General features: G+C 39.5%; 20 protein-coding genes. 10 read left to right on the forward strand and 10 right to left on the reverse strand.

The genetic code is table 11. The annotated features are described in order from the left end of the window. Positions 1-101: 101 nt before the first annotated feature. From betI to FLM54_RS17910, 5 genes are all read left to right on the forward strand, one after another. Positions 102-677, forward strand: coding sequence for a transcriptional regulator BetI (gene betI, locus FLM54_RS17890; RefSeq protein WP_138607901.1), 576 nt, complete (start codon positions 102-104; stop codon positions 675-677). A gap of 1 nt (position 678) precedes the next feature. After that, positions 679-2,142: a betaine-aldehyde dehydrogenase gene (betB, locus tag FLM54_RS17895; protein WP_178957191.1), complete on the forward strand. Its 1,464-nt coding sequence runs from the start codon at positions 679-681 to the stop codon at positions 2,140-2,142. Positions 2,143-2,151: 9 nt separating this feature from the next. After that, positions 2,152-3,819, forward strand: a complete 1,668-nt coding sequence (gene betA / locus FLM54_RS17900; protein ID WP_178957192.1) for a choline dehydrogenase — start codon at positions 2,152-2,154, stop codon at positions 3,817-3,819. Positions 3,820-3,984: 165 nt separating this feature from the next. Further along, positions 3,985-5,202: a BCCT family transporter gene (locus FLM54_RS17905; RefSeq protein WP_178957193.1), complete on the forward strand. Its 1,218-nt coding sequence runs from the start codon at positions 3,985-3,987 to the stop codon at positions 5,200-5,202. Between the two features lie 8 nt (positions 5,203-5,210). Next, on the forward strand, positions 5,211-5,915 hold the full coding sequence (locus FLM54_RS17910; protein ID WP_138607893.1) for a TorF family putative porin: 705 nt from the start codon (positions 5,211-5,213) through the stop codon (positions 5,913-5,915). A gap of 92 nt (positions 5,916-6,007) precedes the next feature. Here FLM54_RS17910 and FLM54_RS17915 read toward each other — a convergent pair whose 3' ends face one another. Both FLM54_RS17915 and fdxA read right to left on the reverse strand, forming a co-directional pair. Next, the gene (locus FLM54_RS17915) at positions 6,008-8,254 is read right to left on the reverse strand and encodes a carbohydrate binding family 9 domain-containing protein (protein WP_178957195.1); all 2,247 of its coding nucleotides are present in this window, start codon (positions 8,252-8,254) and stop codon (positions 6,008-6,010) included. Positions 8,255-8,395: 141 nt separating this feature from the next. Then, complete coding sequence (gene fdxA / locus FLM54_RS17920) at positions 8,396-8,719, reverse strand: ferredoxin FdxA (protein ID WP_178957196.1); 324 nt, start codon at positions 8,717-8,719, stop codon at positions 8,396-8,398. 188 nt (positions 8,720-8,907) lie between these two features. Here fdxA and FLM54_RS17925 point away from each other — a divergent pair, with 188 nt between their 5' ends. Further along, on the forward strand, positions 8,908-10,518 hold the full coding sequence (locus FLM54_RS17925; RefSeq protein WP_178957197.1) for an NAD(P)/FAD-dependent oxidoreductase: 1,611 nt from the start codon (positions 8,908-8,910) through the stop codon (positions 10,516-10,518). 62 nt (positions 10,519-10,580) lie between these two features. On the opposite strand, the gene FLM54_RS17930 is transcribed toward FLM54_RS17925, so the two are convergent. Further along, positions 10,581-11,882 carry a DEAD/DEAH box helicase gene (locus FLM54_RS17930; RefSeq protein ID WP_028834771.1) on the reverse strand — a complete coding sequence of 434 codons (1,302 nt, stop codon included), beginning with the start codon at positions 11,880-11,882 and terminating at the stop codon, positions 10,581-10,583. A gap of 317 nt (positions 11,883-12,199) precedes the next feature. On the opposite strand from FLM54_RS17930, the gene FLM54_RS17935 reads away from it, so the two are divergent. Further along, on the forward strand, positions 12,200-12,667 hold the full coding sequence (locus FLM54_RS17935) for a DUF3015 family protein (RefSeq protein WP_178957199.1): 468 nt from the start codon (positions 12,200-12,202) through the stop codon (positions 12,665-12,667). Between the two features lie 39 nt (positions 12,668-12,706). Next, complete coding sequence (locus FLM54_RS17940; protein WP_178957200.1) at positions 12,707-14,524, forward strand: DUF4105 domain-containing protein; 1,818 nt, start codon at positions 12,707-12,709, stop codon at positions 14,522-14,524. Between the two features lie 72 nt (positions 14,525-14,596). Here FLM54_RS17940 and dapA read toward each other — a convergent pair whose 3' ends face one another. Next, the gene (gene dapA / locus FLM54_RS17945; RefSeq protein WP_178957202.1) at positions 14,597-15,514 is read right to left on the reverse strand and encodes a 4-hydroxy-tetrahydrodipicolinate synthase; all 918 of its coding nucleotides are present in this window, start codon (positions 15,512-15,514) and stop codon (positions 14,597-14,599) included. A gap of 171 nt (positions 15,515-15,685) precedes the next feature. Here dapA and FLM54_RS17950 point away from each other — a divergent pair, with 171 nt between their 5' ends. Next, positions 15,686-16,339, forward strand: coding sequence for a DUF6058 family natural product biosynthesis protein (locus FLM54_RS17950; protein WP_178957204.1), 654 nt, complete (start codon positions 15,686-15,688; stop codon positions 16,337-16,339). A gap of 138 nt (positions 16,340-16,477) precedes the next feature. Here FLM54_RS17950 and FLM54_RS17955 read toward each other — a convergent pair whose 3' ends face one another. The 6 genes from FLM54_RS17955 to FLM54_RS17980 all read right to left on the reverse strand — a co-directional run bounded on the left by FLM54_RS17955 (position 16,478) and on the right by FLM54_RS17980 (position 21,102). After that, positions 16,478-16,753: a hypothetical protein gene (locus FLM54_RS17955; RefSeq protein WP_260681748.1), complete on the reverse strand. Its 276-nt coding sequence runs from the start codon at positions 16,751-16,753 to the stop codon at positions 16,478-16,480. 118 nt (positions 16,754-16,871) lie between these two features. Continuing rightward, positions 16,872-17,456: a class I SAM-dependent methyltransferase gene (locus tag FLM54_RS17960; RefSeq protein WP_178957206.1), complete on the reverse strand. Its 585-nt coding sequence runs from the start codon at positions 17,454-17,456 to the stop codon at positions 16,872-16,874. A gap of 468 nt (positions 17,457-17,924) precedes the next feature. Next, the gene (locus FLM54_RS17965; protein WP_218648506.1) at positions 17,925-18,239 is read right to left on the reverse strand and encodes a DUF6973 domain-containing protein; all 315 of its coding nucleotides are present in this window, start codon (positions 18,237-18,239) and stop codon (positions 17,925-17,927) included. A 373-nt stretch (positions 18,240-18,612) separates the two neighbouring features. Continuing rightward, positions 18,613-18,900 (reverse strand): putative quinol monooxygenase, encoded by a 288-nt coding sequence (locus FLM54_RS17970; protein ID WP_178957207.1) that lies wholly within the window; start codon positions 18,898-18,900, stop codon positions 18,613-18,615. A 65-nt stretch (positions 18,901-18,965) separates the two neighbouring features. Further along, positions 18,966-19,781, reverse strand: coding sequence for a 2,5-didehydrogluconate reductase DkgB (dkgB, locus tag FLM54_RS17975; protein ID WP_178957208.1), 816 nt, complete (start codon positions 19,779-19,781; stop codon positions 18,966-18,968). A gap of 148 nt (positions 19,782-19,929) precedes the next feature. Beyond that, on the reverse strand, positions 19,930-21,102 hold the full coding sequence (locus FLM54_RS17980) for an MFS transporter (RefSeq protein WP_178957209.1): 1,173 nt from the start codon (positions 21,100-21,102) through the stop codon (positions 19,930-19,932). Positions 21,103-21,217: 115 nt separating this feature from the next. Here FLM54_RS17980 and FLM54_RS17985 point away from each other — a divergent pair, with 115 nt between their 5' ends. Then, on the forward strand, positions 21,218-22,105 hold the full coding sequence (locus FLM54_RS17985; protein ID WP_178957210.1) for a LysR family transcriptional regulator: 888 nt from the start codon (positions 21,218-21,220) through the stop codon (positions 22,103-22,105). Positions 22,106-22,141: the final 36 nt, after the last annotated feature.

A 22,141-nucleotide genomic window follows, 5' to 3' on the forward strand; every position in this document is an offset into this window, starting at 1 on the left:
ACTCTCTTGCTATTTACACAAGCCTTGAATTGTTAGAGCTATTACCTTAAGCTTAATCTTTATTGAACGTTCAATTAATAAAAATTATGCCCAAAGTTGGAATGGAACCTGTAAGGCGTCAGCAGCTAATTGACGCGACTATAGAATCAGTTGCTCAAAAAGGGCTTCAAGCGACTACAATTAATAGCATTAGTAAAAATGCTGGAATGTCATCAGGCATAATTAGTCATTACTTTGGTGGGAAACAGGGGCTAATTGAAGCAACTGTGCGTTATTTACTCTCGAACTTGAAAGACGACTTAATTAATAAAGTTGATGAAAACACCACTGCAACTCAAAGGTTAATGTTTATTGTTGAATCAAACTTTGCGCTAGTACAACAACGAAAAGATACCACTCGGACGTGGCTAAGTTTTTGGGCGCAATCAATGCACGATAAGGAACTTCATCGTTTACAAAAAGTAAACAGCAAACGCTTGCAGAGCAATTTAACCGTTTCATTTAAGCAATTAATGCCTTTGGCGCAAGCGACACTCGCGGCCGAATTAACCGCAGCAATGATTGATGGCTTATGGCTTCGTGCCGTATTAAGCCAATCAGACGAAAATCAGTTTAAACACAGTGAATCACTGGCTAAAAACTACGTGCATTCACTTATCAAGCAATATGGAGCCTAACGTGACTACACCTATTTATCAAAACTTTATCAACGGCCAATTCCTTGCGAATAAAAGCGGCGAAACATTTGATGTAGTAAACCCTGCAACCGGCCAGGTAATTTATGCCGTTGAAGTCGCTGATGAGTATGTTCAAAACGCAGCGATAGAAAGTGCAAAACAAGGCTTTAAAGTTTGGTCAGCGATGACCCCTATTGAGCGCAGCCGTATTTTATTAAACGCTGTTGCTATTTTACGCGAGCGCAATGACGAGCTTGCCCTGGTTGAAGTTCTCGATACTGGTAAACCAATGCAAGAAGCTAACTGCGTAGATATTGAAACAGGCGCAGATGTTATTGAATATTTCGCAGGCCTTGCCCCTGCACAAGTTGGTCAACAGCAAATGGTTGGCGATGATTTTTATTATACTCGCAAAGAACCTCTAGGTATTTGTGCAGGTATTGGTGCATGGAACTACCCATTACAAATTGCATGTTGGAAGTCAGGTCCTGCTCTTGCAGCGGGTAATGCATTTATTTTTAAGCCATCTGAAGAAACACCACTTGGCGCAATTAAATTAGCCGAAGTGTTTATTGAAGCAGGCGTTCCTGCTGGCGTATTTAATGTAGTGCAAGGCGCGGGCGAAGTAGGTCAATGGCTTACTGCACATCAAGATATTGATAAAGTATCGTTTACTGGTGAAGTAGGTACAGGTAAAAAAGTTGTAGCCAGTGCTGCAGGCACATTAAAAGATGTGACTATGGAGCTCGGTGGTAAATCGCCATTACTAGTATTTGATGATGCCAATATAGAGCAAGCAGTAAGTGCCGCTATGCTAGGTAACTTTTATACCCAAGGTGAAATTTGCACTAACTGTACCCGTATTTACGTACACAAAAATGTTTACCAACAATTTATTGATGAACTTAAAACACGCACTGAAAACAATATTATTGCCGGCGACCCACAAGATCTAAACACTAACTTTGGCGCGCTTATTTCTAAAAAGCATCAAGATTTAGTGATGAGTTACATCGACAAAGGTCTTGAAGAAGGCGCAACACTATTAACAGGTGGTTCAACGCTTTCTCCAGAAGCAGCGCCAAATGGCTATTTTGTAGCGCCGACTGTGTTTGTTGATTGCAATGATGAAATGACTATCGTTAAAGAAGAGATTTTTGGCCCAGTAATGAGCGTTTTAGTCTTTGATGATGAAGATGATGTGATTGCCCGCGCTAATGGCACTCACTTAGGTTTAGCTGCAGGCGTTTTCACCAGCGACATTAAACGCGCTCATCGCGTAATTCATCAACTGCAAGCCGGTATTTGTTGGATTAATGCTTACGGTAACTCACCAGCAGAGATGCCAGTGGGTGGTTATAAGCAATCGGGTATTGGTCGTGAAAATGGCATAGAGACTCTAGATCATTACACACAAACTAAATCTATTTATGTTGGCATGGCCGACATAGAAAGCCCGTTTTAAGGAATCATCATGAACCACTCTTTTGATTATATTATTGTAGGTGCGGGCTCAGCAGGCTGTGTGTTAGCAAATCGCTTGTCTGAAGATTCAAGTAACAAGGTATTGTTACTTGAAACCGGCGGCAGCGATAAAAGCATCTTTATAAAAATGCCAACGGCACTCTCTATTCCAATGAATACAGATAAGTTTGCGTGGCAATTTCATACGCAACCAGAGCCACATCTAGATAACCGTGAAATGCATTGCCCACGCGGTAAAGTTCTTGGCGGCTCATCATCGATTAATGGCATGGTGTATGTGCGTGGCCACGCTAAAGATTTTGATGAATGGCAACAGCACGGTGCTAACGGCTGGGATTACCAAGCGTGTTTACCGTATTTTAAAAAAGCAGAAAGCTTTTACCTAGGTGAAAATAGCCATCGTGGTGGCAAAGGTCCGCTAGGTGTTAATAACGGCAATAACATGGAGAACCCGTTATACACTGCATTTATTGAAGCGGGTGCAGAGGCCGGTTATTCAACAACAAATGACTACAATAGTGCTCAGCAAGAAGGTTTTGGCCCTATGCACATGACCGTTAAAAACGGTGTGCGTAGCTCAGCCTCTCGAGAATATTTAGATCCTATTAAGCATCGTAGCAACTTAACAATCGTTACAGGTGCTCTTGCCCAGCGCGTTATTTTAGATGGTAAAAAAGCAACCGGCGTTGAATACAAGCTTAATGGCGCGGTTAAAACTGCAAAAGCAAATAAAGAAGTTATCTTAAGCGCAGGCTCTATTGGTTCACCACACCTACTACAGCTTTCAGGTATTGGTGATACTCAAGCACTTGAGAAAGCAGGCGTTGAAGTAAAACATCACTTACCAGGTGTAGGCCAAAACCTGCAAGATCATTTAGAGTTTTACTTTCAATATAAGTGTAAACAACCGATTACTTTAAACGGTAAGTTAGGCTTGTTTTCTAAAGGTTTAATTGGCGCAAAATGGCTACTAACTCGCAAAGGCTTAGGCTCAACTAATCATTTTGAATCATGTGCCTTTATTCGCTCAAAGCCAGGTGTTGAATGGCCTGACATACAGTATCACTTTTTACCGGCCGCTATGCGTTACGATGGTCGTAGTGCTTTTGCAGGGCATGGTTTTCAAGTGCATGTAGGCCATAACAAGCCTAAGAGCCGAGGCAGTGTCACTATTGCATCAGCTGATCCAACACAGCCACCTAAAATTGTATTTAATTACCTAGAGCATCAAGACGATATTGAAGGCTTTAGAGCGTGCGTACGTTTAACACGCGAAATCATTGAACAACCAGCATTTAACCAATTTCGTGGTGAAGAAATTCAACCAGGGCAACAAGTTCAAACTGATGAGCAAATTGATGCCTTTGTTCGCCAAGCCGTAGAAAGTGCTTATCACCCTTCTTGCTCTTGTAAAATGGGTGAAGATGATATGGCCGTGGTTAACTCAAACACTCAAGTGCATGGCATACAAAGCTTACGTGTGGTTGATTCGTCAATTTTTCCGACCATACCGAACGGTAATTTAAATGCCCCTACGATTATGGTGGCCGAAAAAGCCGTGGATATTATTCTAGGAAATAAGCCCTTAGCTCATACAGGAGTTGATGTTGTGAATGCCACTGATTGGCAAACTACACAACGAAATAAAAACCTTTAATTTAGCCTGTCATAAAGGCCTCTCTCGTAAGCAAAATGCTTAAAGAGTGCCTTTATGTACCTTGCAGTGGCTCACAAGCATAAATAGGTTATGCCGGTGTTAATGCAAGCACAATAAAAAACGGAGTATATATGTGTTACTTTTATTCATTCTGGGAGGGCGATAATGACTATTTGGCTTAATGCTGGCATTATTTTTACCTTACTTGCCATTGTTACTATTTTAATAAAATGGGGCAATGTACGCGTAGTAGGCGTCACACCAGTGAGAACATTCACCTTTATAGCAATCCTATTTACCTCTGGCCTAGACGTTGGCCTTATTATGTTTCCTTTAACCGAATTTGCCGGTTATGCAGACATAAAAGCAAGCCCAGAATATGCATTTGCCAACCCGCTCTCTATTGAGTTTGGTTATTGGGGATTTTTAATTTGGGGATTTTATTTTCTTACGTGCTTTTATTTCTGTGTAATAGAGCCCAAAGTGAAGTTTTTTGAAATTCCATGGGTTAAATTTTTAAACAACGTGGTCATTATTGGTACTTGTGCGTTTACCGCATACTTACTGCTAAGCAATCTACCGTGGTATATACCAGAACTTGGTGATGGTTCAAGTGTTATTCCAGCATTTTACTTAATTGTACTTGCCGCTATTTGTTTTGCGGTGTATTCAAGTACCGATATTAAATACGTACGCTTTTTAAGCATTGCCACTACTTGGTTGTTTATCGCATTAATTGGTTTTATGTGGGCTGATGCCTTCTTATTTGGCGATAGCGAACTCTCTGCATTTACTCAAAATATAGGTTTAATTGGCAATTACTTCGCCAACATCAATGAATTTGTATTGCCACTGAATGATTACCATGAGTTTTATCTATTTTGGTGGTTTGCGTGGAGCATCATGATTGGTCAGTTTACATCGCGTTTTGTTGGTGGTTTAAAAACATACCAAGTATTGGGCGCTATGTTGATTTTCCCGTCAATACCAATCGCTATCTGGTTTAGTGTGTTATATCACTACCACGAGGCGGGTATTCCAACTGCAGGCATCAAAAACTTTGCCATGGTGTTTGTAGGTATCGTGTTTGTTATAAACTCGCTTGATTCACTGATCCGTTTATACACAGATAATTTAAACTTAACTGTAAAACGCTTAGGCAAGTTTAAATATATTGCTATGAACGTTATCGCTTTATCATTATTGACACTGTTATTTAAACTTGAGTTTTTGCAAATTCAATGGGTTGGTGCTTTAGTTATTGGCTTATTCTTTATCTGCTTAGGTTTTATTGCCTACAGCAAATTTAAAACAGTCAGCAATATCGAAGGATCGCCTAAAGCGAATAAAATTGATTACACAAAAATAGAAACTATCAGCTAGGAAACCACATGAACAATAAATTAAAACAACTTTTTATCGCTTTACCATTAACGGTTTTGTCAACAACAGCAGCAGCTAACTGGTCAACAACGATTACCGCTGCCTCTGATTACACCTTTAATGGTGTTACTCAAACAGATAACGACCCTGCGCTACAAGCAAGTCTTGACTATGCGTACGATAACGGTGTGTATGCAGGTGTATGGGCATCAAATGTAGATTTTGGTGATGACACAGACTTCGAACTAGATGCTTATGTAGGCCGATACATTCAGTTAAACGAACAAGTAAGCCTTGATTACGGTATTGCTTATTACACTTACCAAGGTAATAACAGCGATGGTAACTACGCAGAAGCGTATACTAAATTTGGTTATGCCAGTGACTACGGTCAAACAGAGCTTAACTTTTGGTACAGCTGGGATTACTTTGGCTACGATACAGGCCATGTGATTTCGATGATTGCGCACACTTTCGAGATTGCTCCAAATCATGCAATTCGTGCTAGCTTTGATATCTCAAACTCACTCGATGGCAATAAATTTCAGTGGGATGAAGCTAAGGGCGATAAATCGTATCATCATTACCGCTTAGCGTACCAAACAAGCTATGAAGGGTTTGGTATTGAAGTAGCAGCTGAGAATACCAGCTTAGACTACGATTACGCAGATGAGCGAATTGTACTTGCTATCTCACGTACTTTTGACTTGTAATAGTTAGCTTTTGCTTTCTATAAAAAAACACGCTACCCAGTAGCGTGTTTTTTATTGCCTAGCAAAATCTTGCTTTTATAGTATTTATAGCGTTATAACTGCCACGCATAACTGACTTTAGTAAAGAAAGTACGTTGGTCACGCTCAATGCTTTTTAACGAGTCATCCTGATAACCTTTATCTGAATACCCTAAGTAAAATAACGTTTGTGCGTTAATTTTATATGAGTAAACCAGCTGACTACCATAATCTTTGTTGATTTCGCTTACCTGGTAAAAGTAAGCATCTTCATTTCTGTCTATATCTTCAAACTGTAAAATCAGCTTAAGCATAGCGCGCATACTAAACTTATAATAAAGCCTAAAATCTACAAGGTTTGCGGTAAATACGCGTCGCCCTTGGTAATCATCTAAATGACTATAATTATGTCTAACATCTAACTGCCAGTGATTATTAATATCCCAAACAGCCTGTGATTGTGTAGTTAAAACATCACCTAACTGCTCATTGGTATAATCTATACGGCTTGCGTATTCGACGTATAACGATAATCTCAAATCTTTAGTCGGCCTAAAAGCCGTATAAAAATAACCAATATTTTGGTTATAAAAATTGCCATTATAGTTTTCATAGCGATTTAACAAACCAAGCTCAAATACAGACTGCTTTTGACCTTGAAAGGTCATGTAACCTTCATATTCTTCTTCAAGCAAGTCGCCATTTTGAGCCCAGCTTTTATCCCAATCGGCGGTGTATGACCATGTTGTTAGCATGTCATGTTCATCACCATACCAAGTTTGACCGCCACCAAAACCTACTTTTTCGTAGTCTACTTTTTCTTGATAACCTAAATCGGTGCGGTAATCCTCACCAATATTGTCATACGTTGCATAAAGCTTATAATCGCGCTTATCGCGAGTCAGCTTTAATGCATACGCCATATCAGACTGAGACTCTGCTAAATTGTAGTTATCAACTAAAAATTTAGAGTTGTTGGTATCAGCATTGGCTATTTGATAATTAAGTGTATCTGACTGATTAAACCAATAGCTACCATCAACCGATAACACCGTATTATGGTAGTCGCTACTTTCTCTATGTGTGGTGGTTACTCCTATGGTCCCTTGTTGGCCAATATCATATTGGTATCGCGCCACCGCTGCCTTGGTTTTATCATTTAGGCTGGCAAAACCAGACCCTTGGTTACTAGGCAGTAAAACATTACTGTTGTCGTCATCTGCAAACATTAGCGCATAGCTATGGCTGTCGGTTTTACCGGTGAGCTTGGCGCCAATATTAGGCTCAGCTATGGTGCGGGTATAGAGCAGTTCAAATAAATTACTTTTAAAGTAAGACGCGCCATCTAAGAAAAACGGGCGTTTTTCAGCGTAATAAATAGAATATGTGGTGTTTACATCCAGCTCTAACGAATCGGTTTCTACCTGAGAAAAGTCAGGGTTTATGGTGGCATTAATTACTGCATCTTTAGTAATACCCCAACGCAGATCGAGCCCTACTTCTGTATCTACATCGCCGTTATCCCATTCGCCAGGTACCTGTGTTTTTTGATCGTTTCTTAATGCGGTTAAGGTTGGCGTTAATTGCAGATTTTTGCTCGGTGCTAAATTATTAAATCCAGTTATTTTGTCAAACTGACATAAACTACATTTAATATCACGGTCAAAGCCGGTACTTGATAATTGATACAACACATCACGCTGATAGTTGCGCATCATCGAAAAGCCCCAAGTAGAGTCGGCTTGGTTTTGTGCAAAGCGCAGTGCTTTAAACGGGATACGCATTTCAACCACGTAACCTTGCTCGTTTATGGTACCGGCACTATCCCAAATAGCATCCCAGGATAAATCTGACACCCACTCGTCGGTATCCGTCATGCGAATGTCGCCTTGAGCACCCAGTGGGTTTACATAAAACTCATAGCCAGTACGCTCATCGTTAAAGGTATCAATTACCAAACCAACATTGTCATCCTGCCAAAGCGTGTCTCTATCACGAAGCGCTGCACGAATTTTACTCGGATCGGTGTCATAAGCTACAAAAGCTACATACAAATTATGACCATCGTCATAAATATACGCATCGGTTTTTACCGGTGGCGTGCCTTTTTCATTCGGCTCATCTTGATAGTTTACCGCAACGCGGGTTGCTTGTTGCCAATGCGGCTCGTTAAGCACGCCATCCACATCAATGTTTTTATTAATGTGTGCAAGTTGATAATTAAGCTTATCGGCAAGTGCATTGGGGCTGAGAGTTAAAACAAAGCTGAAGCTGGTCAACAACAGCAATTTTATTATTTTTGTAGGTATAAAGTACTGCATAAACATCCATTTAGGTTTATTTACTTGTTAAAAGTAAACTTTGGTCTGGAGTGTAAATTATACAGATATGTTTGTTAATACTTGCGCGTTAATATTTGTAATAAAATTAACAAAAAACTAATAATAAGTGTTGGGAAGTAGTTATGTGTCGAGAAGTTTTAATTTATTAGCCACACCATTCCAGCTATCGGCATCTTCTGGGGCGGGTTTAACTTGCGTTATACGTGGCCATATTTCTGCCAATTCTGCATTAAGCTGGGTGAACTCTTTTTGCGATTCAGGTAATTCATCTTCTTGATAAATAGCATCGGCAGCACACTCAGGGACACATAAACCACAGTCAATACAATCTACCGGGCTAATAGCCAAAAAATTAGGGCCTTCAAAAAATGCATCTGCAGGGCACACCGATACGCAATCAGTGTACTTACATTTTATACAGTTTTCGGTGACTACAAACGCCATAGTGGTTTAATACCTAATATTTAACTTTACCAGCTGCGGATCATACCCAACCCTTACCAAAACACAATAAATATGTGCCAAAAGCGAACAATTTAACGTAATATATGGCGCTTATAAATTAGCGCTTTGTGCACTCCCCTTATTGTGAGCGGTATTTACTTTCCGCTATGACACCAAAAGAGATATTAATGATACGTTTAACCGAAATAAAGCTGCCGCTTGACCATGACGAAAATGCTATTGGCCAAGCCATCATCAATAAATTAAATATAAGTCCAGAGCAGCTACACAGCTACAATGTGTTTAAACGCGGTTACGATGCACGTAAAAAAAGCGCCATTTTACTTATTTATACGCTTGATGTTGAGGTAGATAACGAAGCAGAACTGTTAGCCTCGTTTGAAAAAGATCAACACGTTAAAGTCTCCCCTGACACCAACTACAAATTTGTAGCACACGCTAATAGCAGCATTAAAGAGCGCCCTGTAGTAATTGGCTTTGGCCCATGTGGTTTATTTGCCGGTTTAGTGCTGGCACAAATGGGCTTTAAGCCAATAATTTTAGAGCGTGGCAAAGAAGTACGTGAACGCACCAAAGACACCTTTGGCTTTTGGCGTAAAAAGGCGCTTAATACCGAATCAAACGTTCAGTTTGGTGAAGGTGGTGCAGGCACGTTCTCAGACGGTAAGCTCTACAGCCAAGTAAAAGATCCAAAACATTATGGCCGTAAAGTAATTACTGAGTTTGTAGAGGCCGGCGCTCCTGAAGAAATTTTATACGTTAGTAAGCCGCACATTGGTACGTTTAAACTAGTAACCATGATTGAAAAAATGCGTGCCCGTATTATTGAACTCGGTGGCGAAATTCGTTTTAGCACCCGCGTTGACGATATCCATTTAGACAACGGCCAAGTTACTGGGCTTACACTTTCTAATGGTGAAAAGCTTGAAACTCGCCACGTGGTATTAGCAGTTGGTCACAGTGCCCGTGATACGTTTAAAATGATCCACGATAAAGGCATTTATGTTGAGGCAAAACCCTTTTCAGTAGGCTTTAGAATAGAACATAAACAATCAATGATTGATGAATGCCGCTTTGGCGATAACGCGGGTAACCCTATTTTGGGCTCTGCCGATTACAAATTGGTACACCATTGTAATAATGGCCGAACCGTATACAGTTTTTGTATGTGCCCTGGCGGCACTGTAGTTGCCGCTGCCTCTGAAGAAGGCCGCGTGGTTACTAACGGTATGAGCCAATATTCTCGTAGTGAGCGAAATGCGAACAGTGCTATTGTTGTGGGTATTTCGCCAGAAAAAGATTTTCCAGGCCATCCTCTAGCTGGTATCGATTTACAGCGTAAGCTAGAAGAGCAAGCCTATGAGCTTGGTGGTAAAAATTATGATGCCCCAGCACAGCTGATTGGCGACTTTTTAAAGGGTAAATCGTCGGCTAATTTAGGGGATGTACAGCCTTCGTATACGCCAGGTATAAAACTGACTGATTTAAGCAAAGTACTGCCAGCGTTTGCCATTGAAGCGCTACGTGAAGCAATTCCTGCCTTTAACAAACAAATTCGTGGCTTTTCAACCAATGATGGCTTACTCACGGGTGTAGAAACACGTACGTCTTCACCTATCAGTATCAAGCGCGATAAAACCTTCCAAAGCATTAATACTAAAGGGCTTTACCCTGCAGGTGAAGGTGCAGGTTATGCAGGCGGTATTTTATCAGCGGGTATTGATGGTATTAAAGCGGCCGAAGCAGTTGCATTATCGATGTTAGAAAAGCACAACTAAACTACTCTTTCCGGCACAAAAAAACCTGAGTAAACTCAGGTTTTTTTAATGGCTTAGCTGTCTTACTTTTTAAGTGACAGCTTTTCGCCTTTTAAGCTTTTACGTACATTAGAAATTCGCGAGCGGTTTTTCGCTCTCGCTTCACCGGTAGCCTGGCCTGATGGCTTATTAGCACGGGTGCGGCGTAAATGCGCTGGCTTTTTACCAATTTTATCAATCAGTACTTCACGATTACTTACTTCGTAACCTTCTAAGTAAACACGTTTAATTTTTTGACCAATTAAGGTTTCAATTTCAAACAACATGTTTTCTTCTTCGCGACTCACAAACGAAATTGCTTGTCCTTGGTTACCAGCACGACCAGTTCGGCCAATACGGTGTACGTAATCTTCAGCAAGCCAAGGTAAATCAATATTAATAACACGCGGTAAACCGTCAATATCAATACCACGGGCCGCTACTTCTGTTGCAACTAGCACGCGTACTTTGCCTTCTTTAAATTCACGCAACGCACGACGACGATTACCTTGCGATTTATCGCCATGACATACTGCCGCTGGAATACCGTCTAAGTTAAGTTCAGTTACTAACTCATCTGCGGTTTCTTTCATGTTTACAAACACTAGCACTTGCTGCCAGTTTTTCTTACCAATCAGCTCAGAAAGCAACTCTTGCTTACGGCGCTCCTCTACTGGGTAAACCACGTGTTGTACTGTACTTGCGGTGCTGTTAGTTTGATCAACACGAACAATTTCAGGCTGCTTTAACACTTTAGAGGCGAACTGTTTAATTGCTGCTGGGAAGGTAGCTGAAAACAATAAAATTTGACGCTCATCTGCACAGCTTTTTATTACGCTTTGCATATCATTAATAAAGCCCATATCAAGCATACGGTCAGCTTCATCAAGTACTAAATGTTTTACTTGAGCAAGGCTTAAGTTACCTAAACGAATATGATCAAGTAAACGTCCTGGTGTTGCTACTACAACATCAACACCTTCTTTGAGTGCAATTTCTTGTCCTGCGGTATTAACACCACCAAATAAGCTCACTACTTTTAACTGAGTGTACTTAGCAAAGTCTTTAAAGTTATTCGCTATTTGCTCTGCAAGCTCACGCGTAGGCGCAAGGACTAAGGCGCTTGGCGCATTCGTAGTGCTGCAATCTGACTCAAATAACTTTTGAATAATAGGGAGTGCAAATGCAGCGGTTTTACCTGTACCGGTTTGTGCACTTGCTAAAACGTCTTTACCTTTACGAACAGCCGGAATAGCTGAGCGCTGAATGGGCGTAAGGGTGTGGTAATTAAGTTCGTCTAACGCCTGAATAAGTTCAGGGGCAAAACTAAAAGATTTAAAATTCATTGCTGTATAACCTGCGGCCACATTATCAAGGGTCGCAAATTATACAGTAAAATCGCTTAAACAGTTAGTTTTAAACACCAGAAACCGCTAATTTATAAAATGCAGGATAATTAGCGATTATCAGCTGTTGTTTAAGTTAGCTAAATGGTTTTAACTCGCAAGGTTTATTCCCGTTAATTCACGCCTTTATTGCACTTTTATAAATTTTACACCGTTGTTTTACATTGTGTTACATAACTATTTGCATTTAAATAACCAAAACAGGTAAACTTCTTCGCCCGTTTTGTGGGGTGTATATAAATTAAAGGAAATTAATAATGATAAAAAGATGTTTAACTGCTGCGGTATTAGTAAGCGCATTCGTTTCAATGCCGTCACAAGCAAAAAGTGGCATCAACCCATGGCAACAATGTGGTATTGGTGCAATGGTTTTCCCAGACAATGGCGTTGCGGCAGCAATTTCTAATATTATTTGGGATTTAGGAACAACAGCGGTATCGTCTAACATTTCTTCAGTAGAGAGCTGTGAAGGCGCTAACGTAAAAACAGCGCAGTTTATTCAACAAACTTTTCCTGTATTAGAACAAGAAATAGCACAGGGTGAAGGCGAGTATATCTCTGCAATGCTTAATGTACGTGGTTGTGATGTAACTGCTCATCAACAAATTATCAATTCGGTACGCAGCGATTACGCAAACGCACCAATAGACAATGCACAAGCATTTTATGAATTAGTTGAAGGTAAAATTACCACTAACTTTTCATCTCAATGCGCTGCAATCTAATAATTAAAGGGCTTAACAGCCCTTTTTTTTGGTTAAACAATGAAACCTTTATTTTATTTTATTAGCGTTTTTTTATTCACCTCTTTCTCAAGTTCTGCCACGCAATCTATCTCTGTTTTAGCAAAACACCCAATATGGTTGAAATTAGGGCATTACAAAAATCAACCAACTACTATTAGTTATATTACTAACGCATCCTTTTTTATTGCAGATAACGGACGTAATGATCCGGTTGCAGAATTAAAAGCAACAATCCATGCTTTTAATAACCAGCCATTAACACAATGTCGCTACCCTGCTCGTTATCAATGGCTCAAAGAGCAAGGTTTAACCTTTTCAATGCCAGCTGCAGAGTGCCCAAAATTACAGCAATGGCGAGAGCAACAAGCTATTCACTCTGTTAGTTTAGTATTTGCCTCTGGTTATATGAGTAACCCCGCATCGTTATATGGTCATTTATTACTTAAACTTAATCGCTCAACCGAATCAAAAAACAAATTATTAGATTACAGCATAAACTATGGCGCACATGTTCCAGACAATGAAAATGGCTTAGTCTATATTCTCAAGGGCTTGTTTGGTGGTTATAAAGCCGGTTTTTCAGATCAATTGTTTTATCGCCACCAGCATAATTACGGCGAGATAGAATTAAGAGATTTATGGGAATATACCCTTAATCTAAACGAGCGCGACGTGGCTTTTATTGCTAACCACTTATGGGAAATTTTAGGCACTGAATTTGATTATTACTTTGCCGATGAAAACTGCGCGTTTCATCTCGCACAAATTATTGAACTTGTTATTGGCGATCAACTAACTAGCGAAAGCTCTCCTTGGGTAATACCAGCCACTATCTTTTCAAGATTAAACACAGCCACCTACCAAGAGCAATCAGCGGTTAAAAAAGTCACATTTACACCCTCACGTGACACTGTATTTTCAAAATATGTGCAATCTTTAAGTGAAAAAGAGCTCAGCTTTGCCAAACAAATCTTTGCAGAATCAGCAGTACTAAAAAGCAAATCATTTTTAGCTTTGCCAGTACAGTCTCAAAAAGCCATTATTGGCGCTTTATTTGAACTTGTACAAGTGAAACAAATTCAAAAACAAACCCCAGTAAAAATAAGTGAGTTAAAAAATGCGCTAATCCAAGCGCGCTTAAAGCTGCCAATGGGCGAAAACAAAGTTAAATTTCAATTTACCCAGCAGCCTCCACATAAAGGCCAAAAGCCCTCTAACAGCTCAATTTCTGCGATGCACACGGCTGAGCAAACACAGTACACTATGGGTTTTAGGCTGAGCTATTTTGATACCCTTGCCTCTGATATTGCCCGCATTCCATTTTCTAATTTAGAAATGTTAGATACCGAGCTGATGTTTACAAATGGCGAAACTTACATAAATAAAATTCATTTATTAGATTTAGAGTCATTCAATCCAAACCAATTGTCCTGGGCTAATGAATCTAAGTGGTCGTGGAAAATCAATGTGGGATTCGACAGACAACCAGCACTGTGCAGAACCTGTAAACGCAGCTTTGTTATGGGAGGAGCCGGACAAGCTTGGCAGTTTAGCAACAACACCTTAGCCTATAGCTTAATTAATGGTTATTTGGGTGATTTAGCTAAAAACAGCCACTTTTATGATTCGTCGGTAGAGGTGGGGATCATTACTGGTACTGACTCAGGTATTAAACTCAGAGCATCCTACGAAAAATCATTCTTAAATGCTAAAAACCCTGCGCAAACCAAACTAGAACTTGCAGTGCCTATTAACCAAGATATTGATATTAGATTAGCAGTAACACATGCCAATTCAGCTATGTGGCAGCTTAAACTCAACTACTATTGGCAGTGATATAAAAAAGCAGCCTCTGTGTTTACATTAGGCTGCTTTGAAAATTTAGTATTTAATAAATAGTCTAACAGTTTAAGATAAAATCAAAACCTTACTAATATCCACACACTGCGCTCGGCTACCGACAAAATCTTGCTCATTAAGCTGATTAATTAGCGTTACACCTTGTTGCTGTTGCTCATCGTTAAGCGGTACGTAAGGCATTCTAAACACAGGGTTCACCGCGCCGGTCATGATCATCGCGGTATTAATGGCAATTGGGTTTGGCTCGCAAAATAGCCAGTTCATTAATGGTTGTAATGAATTATTAAGCGCATCATTTTTGGTATCCATTAATTGGCGGAACAAACCTGGGATCAGGTTAGACGTAACTGAAATAACACCATGTGCTTTATGGATATGGCGTGCATCGTGTGCTTCGTCATCATTCCCAGACCAACATGCAATACCTTGTTGTTCATAGTGCGCTATACGCTCATTGCCACCACATTCTTTAACACCAATAAAGTGCTCATGCTGGGCCAGTGGTTCAATAATATCAGGGGTGAGGTCTTGACCTGTGCGCCCTGCTACGTTGTAAATAAACGCCGGACCAATATCAAGCACGCGTTTAAAGTGCTCTTTAACACCGGCAATTGATGTGCGCCCGTAGTAAGGGTTAATTTGCAATGAGGCATGCATGCCGCTGGCAAAACCATATTTTGTTGCTTTAATTGCTTCGCGCGTATTATTACTTCCGGTGTTACCTACAATCAGTAATTTATCACCAAATTTATTGGCACTGTGCGCAATTAGCATTAAGTGCTCTTCCCAGTTCATTAACTGGCCTTCACCGGTGGTGCCACCAACAACTATGCCGTCAACACCCGATGCAATTTGTATTTCAACGAGTTCATCATACTTTGCAAGATCGATCTCACCATTGGCTAAGTAAGGTGTTTTAATTGCAGTAATAAGGCTTGCTTGTTTAATTTGTTCTAGGGTGCGCATAAAAAAATCATTGTTATTAATACTTGGCCTATTTGTACCATATTTACCGCGCTATTTGCAGTGATAGCCAGTATTTAATTATAAAATGGCTTGTGTTATTGGGTTTGATGATACAAAATAAACAACTGTATAAATAAACAGTATTTGTTTTTTACTATTAAGCGAGCCACTATGCGTTTATCTGACTATTTAAGCACTCACTTTTATCACACTGGTGAGTTATGCCAAGCACTCAACATAGACAATGAAACTCTTGAAAATTGGCAAGCTCAAAGTATTTTTCCTAAGCCAAGTTATTGCATTAAAAACCAGATGAGTTGCAGCTCTTACTCAGGCTTATATGAGTGTGAAGAATACGACGATTATTATCCCCGTGGCTGCGTAAACTGGGGACAAGGAGTTATAAAGCAAAAAATTGAGTCATCTAATCAGGCGTTTAATTTGTTTGCTCAGCACTATACCCAATGTTTGGCTAAGCTTGCACAGCAAGGCTTTATATTTAACGAGGAACTGTTTGGCTGTGAAATAGAAGAACATTTACAGCAAGTATGGCAACAATTTTTATGCAGCAAATATGGCGTGCTCACCCAAAATGGCTTAATTGATGAAATTGTAGCTGTGGATATTGGCAGATTATTAGTAGACGATATAACCGAACTGCGCAGCAAAGCCAGTTTAGATAAAGATGAGCGCACCCGCATTCACCCTGCCATGAAACTTTTAAATAAAGCCCTTAGCCATGGCGCCGATCACGAAAAGCAGCTCACATTACGTAGCCGCTATATTGATGCCCTTATTTTAAAATACGATTTATCGATTAAATAAAGAGTAGTGTTTGGCTAAGGGGTTTAACTATTTAAGGGTTGTTGGCTTTATTAAAAATTACCAACACTGTGTTTTGCGGCTGGTTTTTGAGTGCAACGAGAAAAATAGCCCAACAACTACACTTTGTTAATTGCAAATTTACGATTTAGATATAATTTGATTAACTGCATAAGTTACATCATTTTTTATTACTGACTCTTCCATAATTGGTATTACCCATGAGGCACCTAGCATCTTTAAAGTGGAGCGCCAACTTTTCCATAGTTTCCCTTCAATGGTATCAAGATTATCAAGTCCAAATCTTGAAGATGCGCCCCACTGAGCAATTGAAGGCAGCTTAGGATCAGCACTTTGGGCACCTAAAATAAACGGGCGATCCATATCGTCTGGTACGATTGCAAAATAATACTCCACTTTTTCAGTCTTATTTAGAAATCTCGAGATAATTATCATTTTTTACCAGGCTAATAGCGCTCAAATGTTGAATAAAGCGACATCAATTAATCCGTCTTTGTTTGATCTTATTGCCTTATTAATCATTTTTACCAATAGCCATTAAAACAGGCATATTTCCTTTTGAACTATTCATTATAAAAGGGCTATTCACTTTAATGCTTACAAAGCCACTCGCCAAAAATGCTTGTTTAACTCTTTTCTCTGACAACCCCATACCCGATGAATCATCCTCAGAAAGCCAATCCCATTGAACAAACAGACCGTCTTTTTTTAATAAAGATTTTAATAAACTTAATGTCATTTCATAATCAGGCAGAAAACCGCAAACAGACGATGCGACTATTAGATCAAATTTATTTTCTAGCTCAGGAAAATTTTGAACCAATTCACTAGATAGGTAATCACAGATAGACGTTACATTATTTAGTGCCTTTTTATCCAATAGCTTTATCATTTCAGAAGATGGATCTATCCCTACGATACTTTCAGCCGATGGACTCATTAGCTGAGTCAAGGCGCCTGTACCACAGCCAAAATCTAGAACGGTTAGACCATTAATATTAATGCTATCTAAGAGCTCTGAAAATGCATTTTTTGCATACTGTTCAACACTAGGATCTACATCCCAGTTTTCAGCATACTCATCCCATTCGTTACTCAATATTCTCTCCAAAAGTAAATATTTCGTCTAAACGCCTAACGCTGAGTTAAGCGCAAAATAAAGTCAGCCTAAACTAACAGATCTCGAGCCAATTATACCTTTAATGTTTAAGTGCTTGGCTAATTACCTTGTATTAGGCAATTTTCTGGCTCAATCAGAGCCCTTTTTACTTTTCCAGTTTTTCTATTGATTGGAAAAGCAACAACGCAATCTCCTTTTTCTTTAAGCCTATATGCGGGAAACTCGTCATATAAGTAATAGCCATCTGGCTCACCTAGGAGCTTTTTAATACTAGAACGATTTTGCTTTTGTACATCATATTTAGCTAAAAGTCGTTTAACATTGCCCTTCGATTCGATATATTATTTTGCCACATAGCCTGATTGAATGATATTTCAATTAAACTGGAATCCTTTGTTGGTTCAGAGCATGCAAAGAGAATCAAAGAAAAAGCTATTAAGATGTATTTCATTTTTTAATCACTTTTAATTTTCCAGCGCTCAACGCATCATTACACATTTTGGATAATTTAGTATTATCTGAGTTTGAAATACCAATCCTCAGACCGTCACTATTATTATGAAAATCCATAGTCTTCTCTTCAGCTATATTTAAAGGGCTACTTTCATGAGCATTAGTCAATTCTAGCGCATTCTTATAGCCGATATCTCGTGATAGGGTCGCTGACCAAAAGCAATGTCTAAAGGCATCACTTTTATCATTTCGTCCATTGCGCCCAAAACGCTTGGTAGTCTCTGAGTACGCTATATCACGGAACTTCATAATCGCAGTTACATGATGAGGATGTGTTTTGAAATAAGACTTCTCATCTCAGTAAGATGTTCGTATTTATCATAGAGTGAACTTACCATTTTTAATTCCTTTTAGTTGATTACAATATAGTCAAAAAATATTTTTAAACAATTAGCTAGCATTGAATCTCTTTATAACGGTGCAAAATCACAGCAAAAAGAATGTGTCAGTAATATCAGGCAAGCCAGCTGTAGCTATGCAAACAGCAGTGTCTTATTAAAAATTGCTATTATGAAATCGTTTTTATTATGAAACAGCTTTGGATTTAAGAGGCAGCTTAAAAGGATGATATTTAAAAAGAGCTGTAAGTACAGCTCCAGCATTGCTATTAGCCTAGTGGCAATTAACCAATGGTTTTGTACACATCGATATTAGTAGAAGAAATAAATGCACCTACAGCATCACCAAAGGCCTTGAAGTGTGGTGCGTTTTTATGGGCTTCGAAATGCTCATTAGACGCCCATTGCTCACTCACTAAATAGATAGTTTGCTCAGCATCGTTTTTAACTGATAGCTCGTAACGCAGGCAGCCTACTTCTTGGCGAGAGGACTGTTGTAAGTTTTCGAGCTCAATTAAAAGGCGCTCTGCATCGCTATTTTCACTCGATAGTGTGGCAATTACCGTTAACATGGGTGTTCCTTGTTTAAAAATAAAGGTGCAGCTTTACTGCACCTGTTTTAGCTTTAGCTCTTTGGTTATTGATCCCACTGTGGTGCAAAGTCTGGCGATGCTTGGCGGTCGTTACAGTCAAGGCCATCTATACGCGCAATGTCTTCATCATCAAGTTTAACTTTGTCGTTAAAGTTATCTTCTAAGTTTTTACGCTTGGTCGATGATGGAATGGTGGTCATGCCATTGGCATTTTCCCATGCAATAACCACTTGCGCTGGCGTTGCATCGTGCTTGTTAGCAATATCAATAATGGTTTGATCTGTTAATACCTTACCCACAACAAATGGCATATAGGCGGTAACATGAATTTTATGTTGATCGCAAAAAGCGCGCAGTTTAGTGTTGGTTAAATATGGATGTACCTCAATTTGATTAGTGAATATTTCGCGAGGATCTAAGGTTTGCATTGCCTCATTTAAGTTGGCAATGGTGAAGTTAGATACACCAATATGTTTAGTTAAACCCAGCTTTTTAGTTAACAGTAGCTCGGTTAAGTATTCACTCATGGGTTCATTATTTACCGGTGCTGGCCAGTGGATTAATAATAAGTCTACATAATCAAGCTGTAGCTTCTCTAAAGATGTTTTAACACTGTCAACAAAATCAGCTTTGTTGAGCTTGTTATTCCATACTTTGGTGGTTATAAATAATTCTTCACGAGGAATATTGCTGTCTTTAATTGCTTGGCCAACTTGCTCTTCATTGCCATATATTTGCGCGGTATCAATGTGGCGAAATCCAACTTCTAACGCCATTTTTACAGATTCATAAGCTGTTTTACCTTCTAAACGAAAAGTACCCATACCTAAATCTGGCATTTCAATTACACGTTGTGTCATAGCTTTATCCTTGTTTAATAATAGGTTTAAAATTCAAACGACGTGTTTACTAAATACACCTATTACTTTTTTGATTTAAAATTTTGACCTCATGTGAATACTGAGGTCATTGATTTTTATTTCAAGACTAACCTATATGAGTTCGGCTTTATTTAACCTGAACATTATGTTTATCTAGCCTACCACTGTATCGAGTAACTATTAAAGCCAGTAATGAAACAACGGCCCCAATCCATGCGGTATCTTTTAGTTCCATATGCTCGACTACAAGCCCCCCTGTAACAGAGCCTAAGGCTATTCCAATATTAAACGCCGCGATGTTTAACCCCGATGCGACATCTACCGCATTAGGAGTGTGCTTTTTTGCCTGTTTTACTACATAAAGCTGCAATCCTGGTACATTACCAAATGCAAATGCCCCCCATATTAAAATAGTCAGCACTGCGGCTACTTTTGATTCCATAGTAAAGGTGAAAGCCAATAAAATAATTGTTAACGCGCTAAATATAATACTCAGTGCACTAATTGGGCCTCGCTTGTCGGCTAATTTTCCGCCCCATATATTACCAACAGCTACCGACACACCATAAACCAGCATTATTAAACCAATAGCGGATGGTGCAAAGCCAGTTTGCTGCTCTAATATAGGCGCTAAATAAGTAAACGCGGTGAACGTTCCGCCGTAGCCTAATATAGTCATTAAATAAACGAGCAATAAGCGCGGCTTAACAATAACCTGTAGCTGCTCTTTAAACGTCGCCGGAATAGACTGCTTTAAGTTTTTTGGTACTAAAATAGCGCTGCCAATTAGCGCAATTAAACCTAATGCCGAAACCACTAAAAACGTTGCACGCCAGCCAAAGTGCTGGCCAATCCATGTTCCTAATGGCACACCCGTTACAAGCGCTACCGTAAGGCCGGTAAACATAATTGCAATAGCGCTCGCCTCTTTGTCTTTACTTACCAAGCTTGTTGCTATCATTGAGCCAATAGAGAAAAATACACCGTGAGCTAAGCCTGTTAGTATGCGTGCCAGTATTAGTGTTTCGTAACTCGGCGCTTGCCAAGCTAATAAATTCCCCATAACAAATAAGCCCATAAGACTTATAAGTACCACTTTTCGGTTCCAGCGACCCGTTAATGCAGTGAGTACCGGTGCACCAATAGCTACACCAACTGCATATAAGCTCACTAGTAAGCCTGCTGATGGTAAGCTCACGCCTAAATCGTTTGCAATAGTTGGCACTAAACCCACTATAACAAACTCGGTTGTTCCAATTGCAAATGCGCTTAAGGTAAGCGCCCATAAAGCCAATGGCATAAATACATCCTCATTTTTAATATAGATGCATAGTGTGTGTAAAAACTCCTTTGCAATAAACAGCATAAATGGCAAAATACTTTTGTTTATTTTGCAAATATAAATAAGTGAATTTATGCCTGTTCAAGCTAAAACTGAAGATCTAGAAATGTTTATTACCATTGTTGATTGTGGCAGCTTTTCCGGTGCGGCTAGTTTACTTGATTTAAATGTAGCTAAGGTTTCAAGAGCGCTATCTCGCCTCGAAAGCAGGCTAAACTGCACATTACTAAACAGAACAACTCGGCGCTTAGAACTGACCGAGGAAGGGCATATATACATAGAATATGCGCGAAAGGCTTTAAACACGCTGCTCTTAGGGGAAGAAACAATAAAGCTACTTAAGCAAGCACCTAGCGGGCACTTGCGTATAGATGCAGCAAGCCCTTTTGTTTTACATCAACTAGCGCCACTTGTTAATGAATTTAAAAAGCAATACCCGCAAATCACGCTCGATATTACCTCACACGACAATATTATTGATTTACTTGAGCGCAAAACAGATTTAGCTATTCGCATTGGAGACTTAAAAGATTCAAACCTGCACGCGCGAAAATTAGGCCAAAGTAAATTAAAATTGGTCGCAAGCGCTGATTATGTAAAAAATGCGCCACCATTACAGCAAGTTTCAGATCTTAAAAACCATAACCTAATTGGCTTCAGTGAGCCCAATACTCTTAATCAATGGCCCTTGAAGCATGAGCAATCTCTGCACTTTGATTTAAGGGCTAGCAGCGGCGAAACCATTAGGCATTTATGTATTGCTGATCAAGGCATAGCACTTCTCTCACAATTTATGATTGCTGAAGATTTAGCCAAAAAACGATTAATAGAAGTTTTACCCCACAGCGTGAGTAGCCCAAATAATCGAGAATCTATTTATGGCGTTTATTACAAAAATGGGGCGGTTTCCTCCCGTATCGTTGCATTTTTAGATTTTATACAACCGCGACTAAGTTTATAAATCGCTTTTAAATTGATTTTAAAGAGCAACTTAATG

The sequence above is a fragment of the Pseudoalteromonas sp. Scap25 genome (assembly GCF_013394125.1).
GTDB lineage: Bacteria > Pseudomonadota > Gammaproteobacteria > Enterobacterales > Alteromonadaceae > Pseudoalteromonas.

Excerpts from the sequence above, each read along its gene's own strand:
- FLM54_RS17970 (WP_178957207.1), bottom strand. The coding sequence starts at position 18,900 with ATGTTAACGGTAATTGCCACACTATCGAGTGAAAATAGCGATGCAGAG.
- FLM54_RS17925 (WP_178957197.1), top strand. The coding sequence starts at position 8,908 with ATGATACGTTTAACCGAAATAAAGCTGCCGCTTGACCATGACGAAAAT.
- fdxA (WP_178957196.1), bottom strand. The coding sequence starts at position 8,719 with ATGGCGTTTGTAGTCACCGAAAACTGTATAAAATGTAAGTACACTGAT.
- FLM54_RS17905 (WP_178957193.1), top strand. The coding sequence starts at position 3,985 with ATGACTATTTGGCTTAATGCTGGCATTATTTTTACCTTACTTGCCATT.
- FLM54_RS17985 (WP_178957210.1), top strand. The coding sequence starts at position 21,218 with ATGCCTGTTCAAGCTAAAACTGAAGATCTAGAAATGTTTATTACCATT.
- FLM54_RS17915 (WP_178957195.1), bottom strand. The coding sequence starts at position 8,254 with ATGCAGTACTTTATACCTACAAAAATAATAAAATTGCTGTTGTTGACC.
- dapA (WP_178957202.1), bottom strand. The coding sequence starts at position 15,514 with ATGCGCACCCTAGAACAAATTAAACAAGCAAGCCTTATTACTGCAATT.
- dkgB (WP_178957208.1), bottom strand. The coding sequence starts at position 19,781 with ATGACACAACGTGTAATTGAAATGCCAGATTTAGGTATGGGTACTTTT.
- FLM54_RS17950 (WP_178957204.1), top strand. The coding sequence starts at position 15,686 with ATGCGTTTATCTGACTATTTAAGCACTCACTTTTATCACACTGGTGAG.
- betA (WP_178957192.1), top strand. The coding sequence starts at position 2,152 with ATGAACCACTCTTTTGATTATATTATTGTAGGTGCGGGCTCAGCAGGC.
- FLM54_RS17980 (WP_178957209.1), bottom strand. The coding sequence starts at position 21,102 with ATGCCATTGGCTTTATGGGCGCTTACCTTAAGCGCATTTGCAATTGGA.
- FLM54_RS17965 (WP_218648506.1), bottom strand. The coding sequence starts at position 18,239 with ATGAAGTTCCGTGATATAGCGTACTCAGAGACTACCAAGCGTTTTGGG.
- FLM54_RS17930 (WP_028834771.1), bottom strand. The coding sequence starts at position 11,882 with ATGAATTTTAAATCTTTTAGTTTTGCCCCTGAACTTATTCAGGCGTTA.
- FLM54_RS17940 (WP_178957200.1), top strand. The coding sequence starts at position 12,707 with ATGAAACCTTTATTTTATTTTATTAGCGTTTTTTTATTCACCTCTTTC.
- FLM54_RS17935 (WP_178957199.1), top strand. The coding sequence starts at position 12,200 with ATGATAAAAAGATGTTTAACTGCTGCGGTATTAGTAAGCGCATTCGTT.
- FLM54_RS17910 (WP_138607893.1), top strand. The coding sequence starts at position 5,211 with ATGAACAATAAATTAAAACAACTTTTTATCGCTTTACCATTAACGGTT.
- betI (WP_138607901.1), top strand. The coding sequence starts at position 102 with ATGGAACCTGTAAGGCGTCAGCAGCTAATTGACGCGACTATAGAATCA.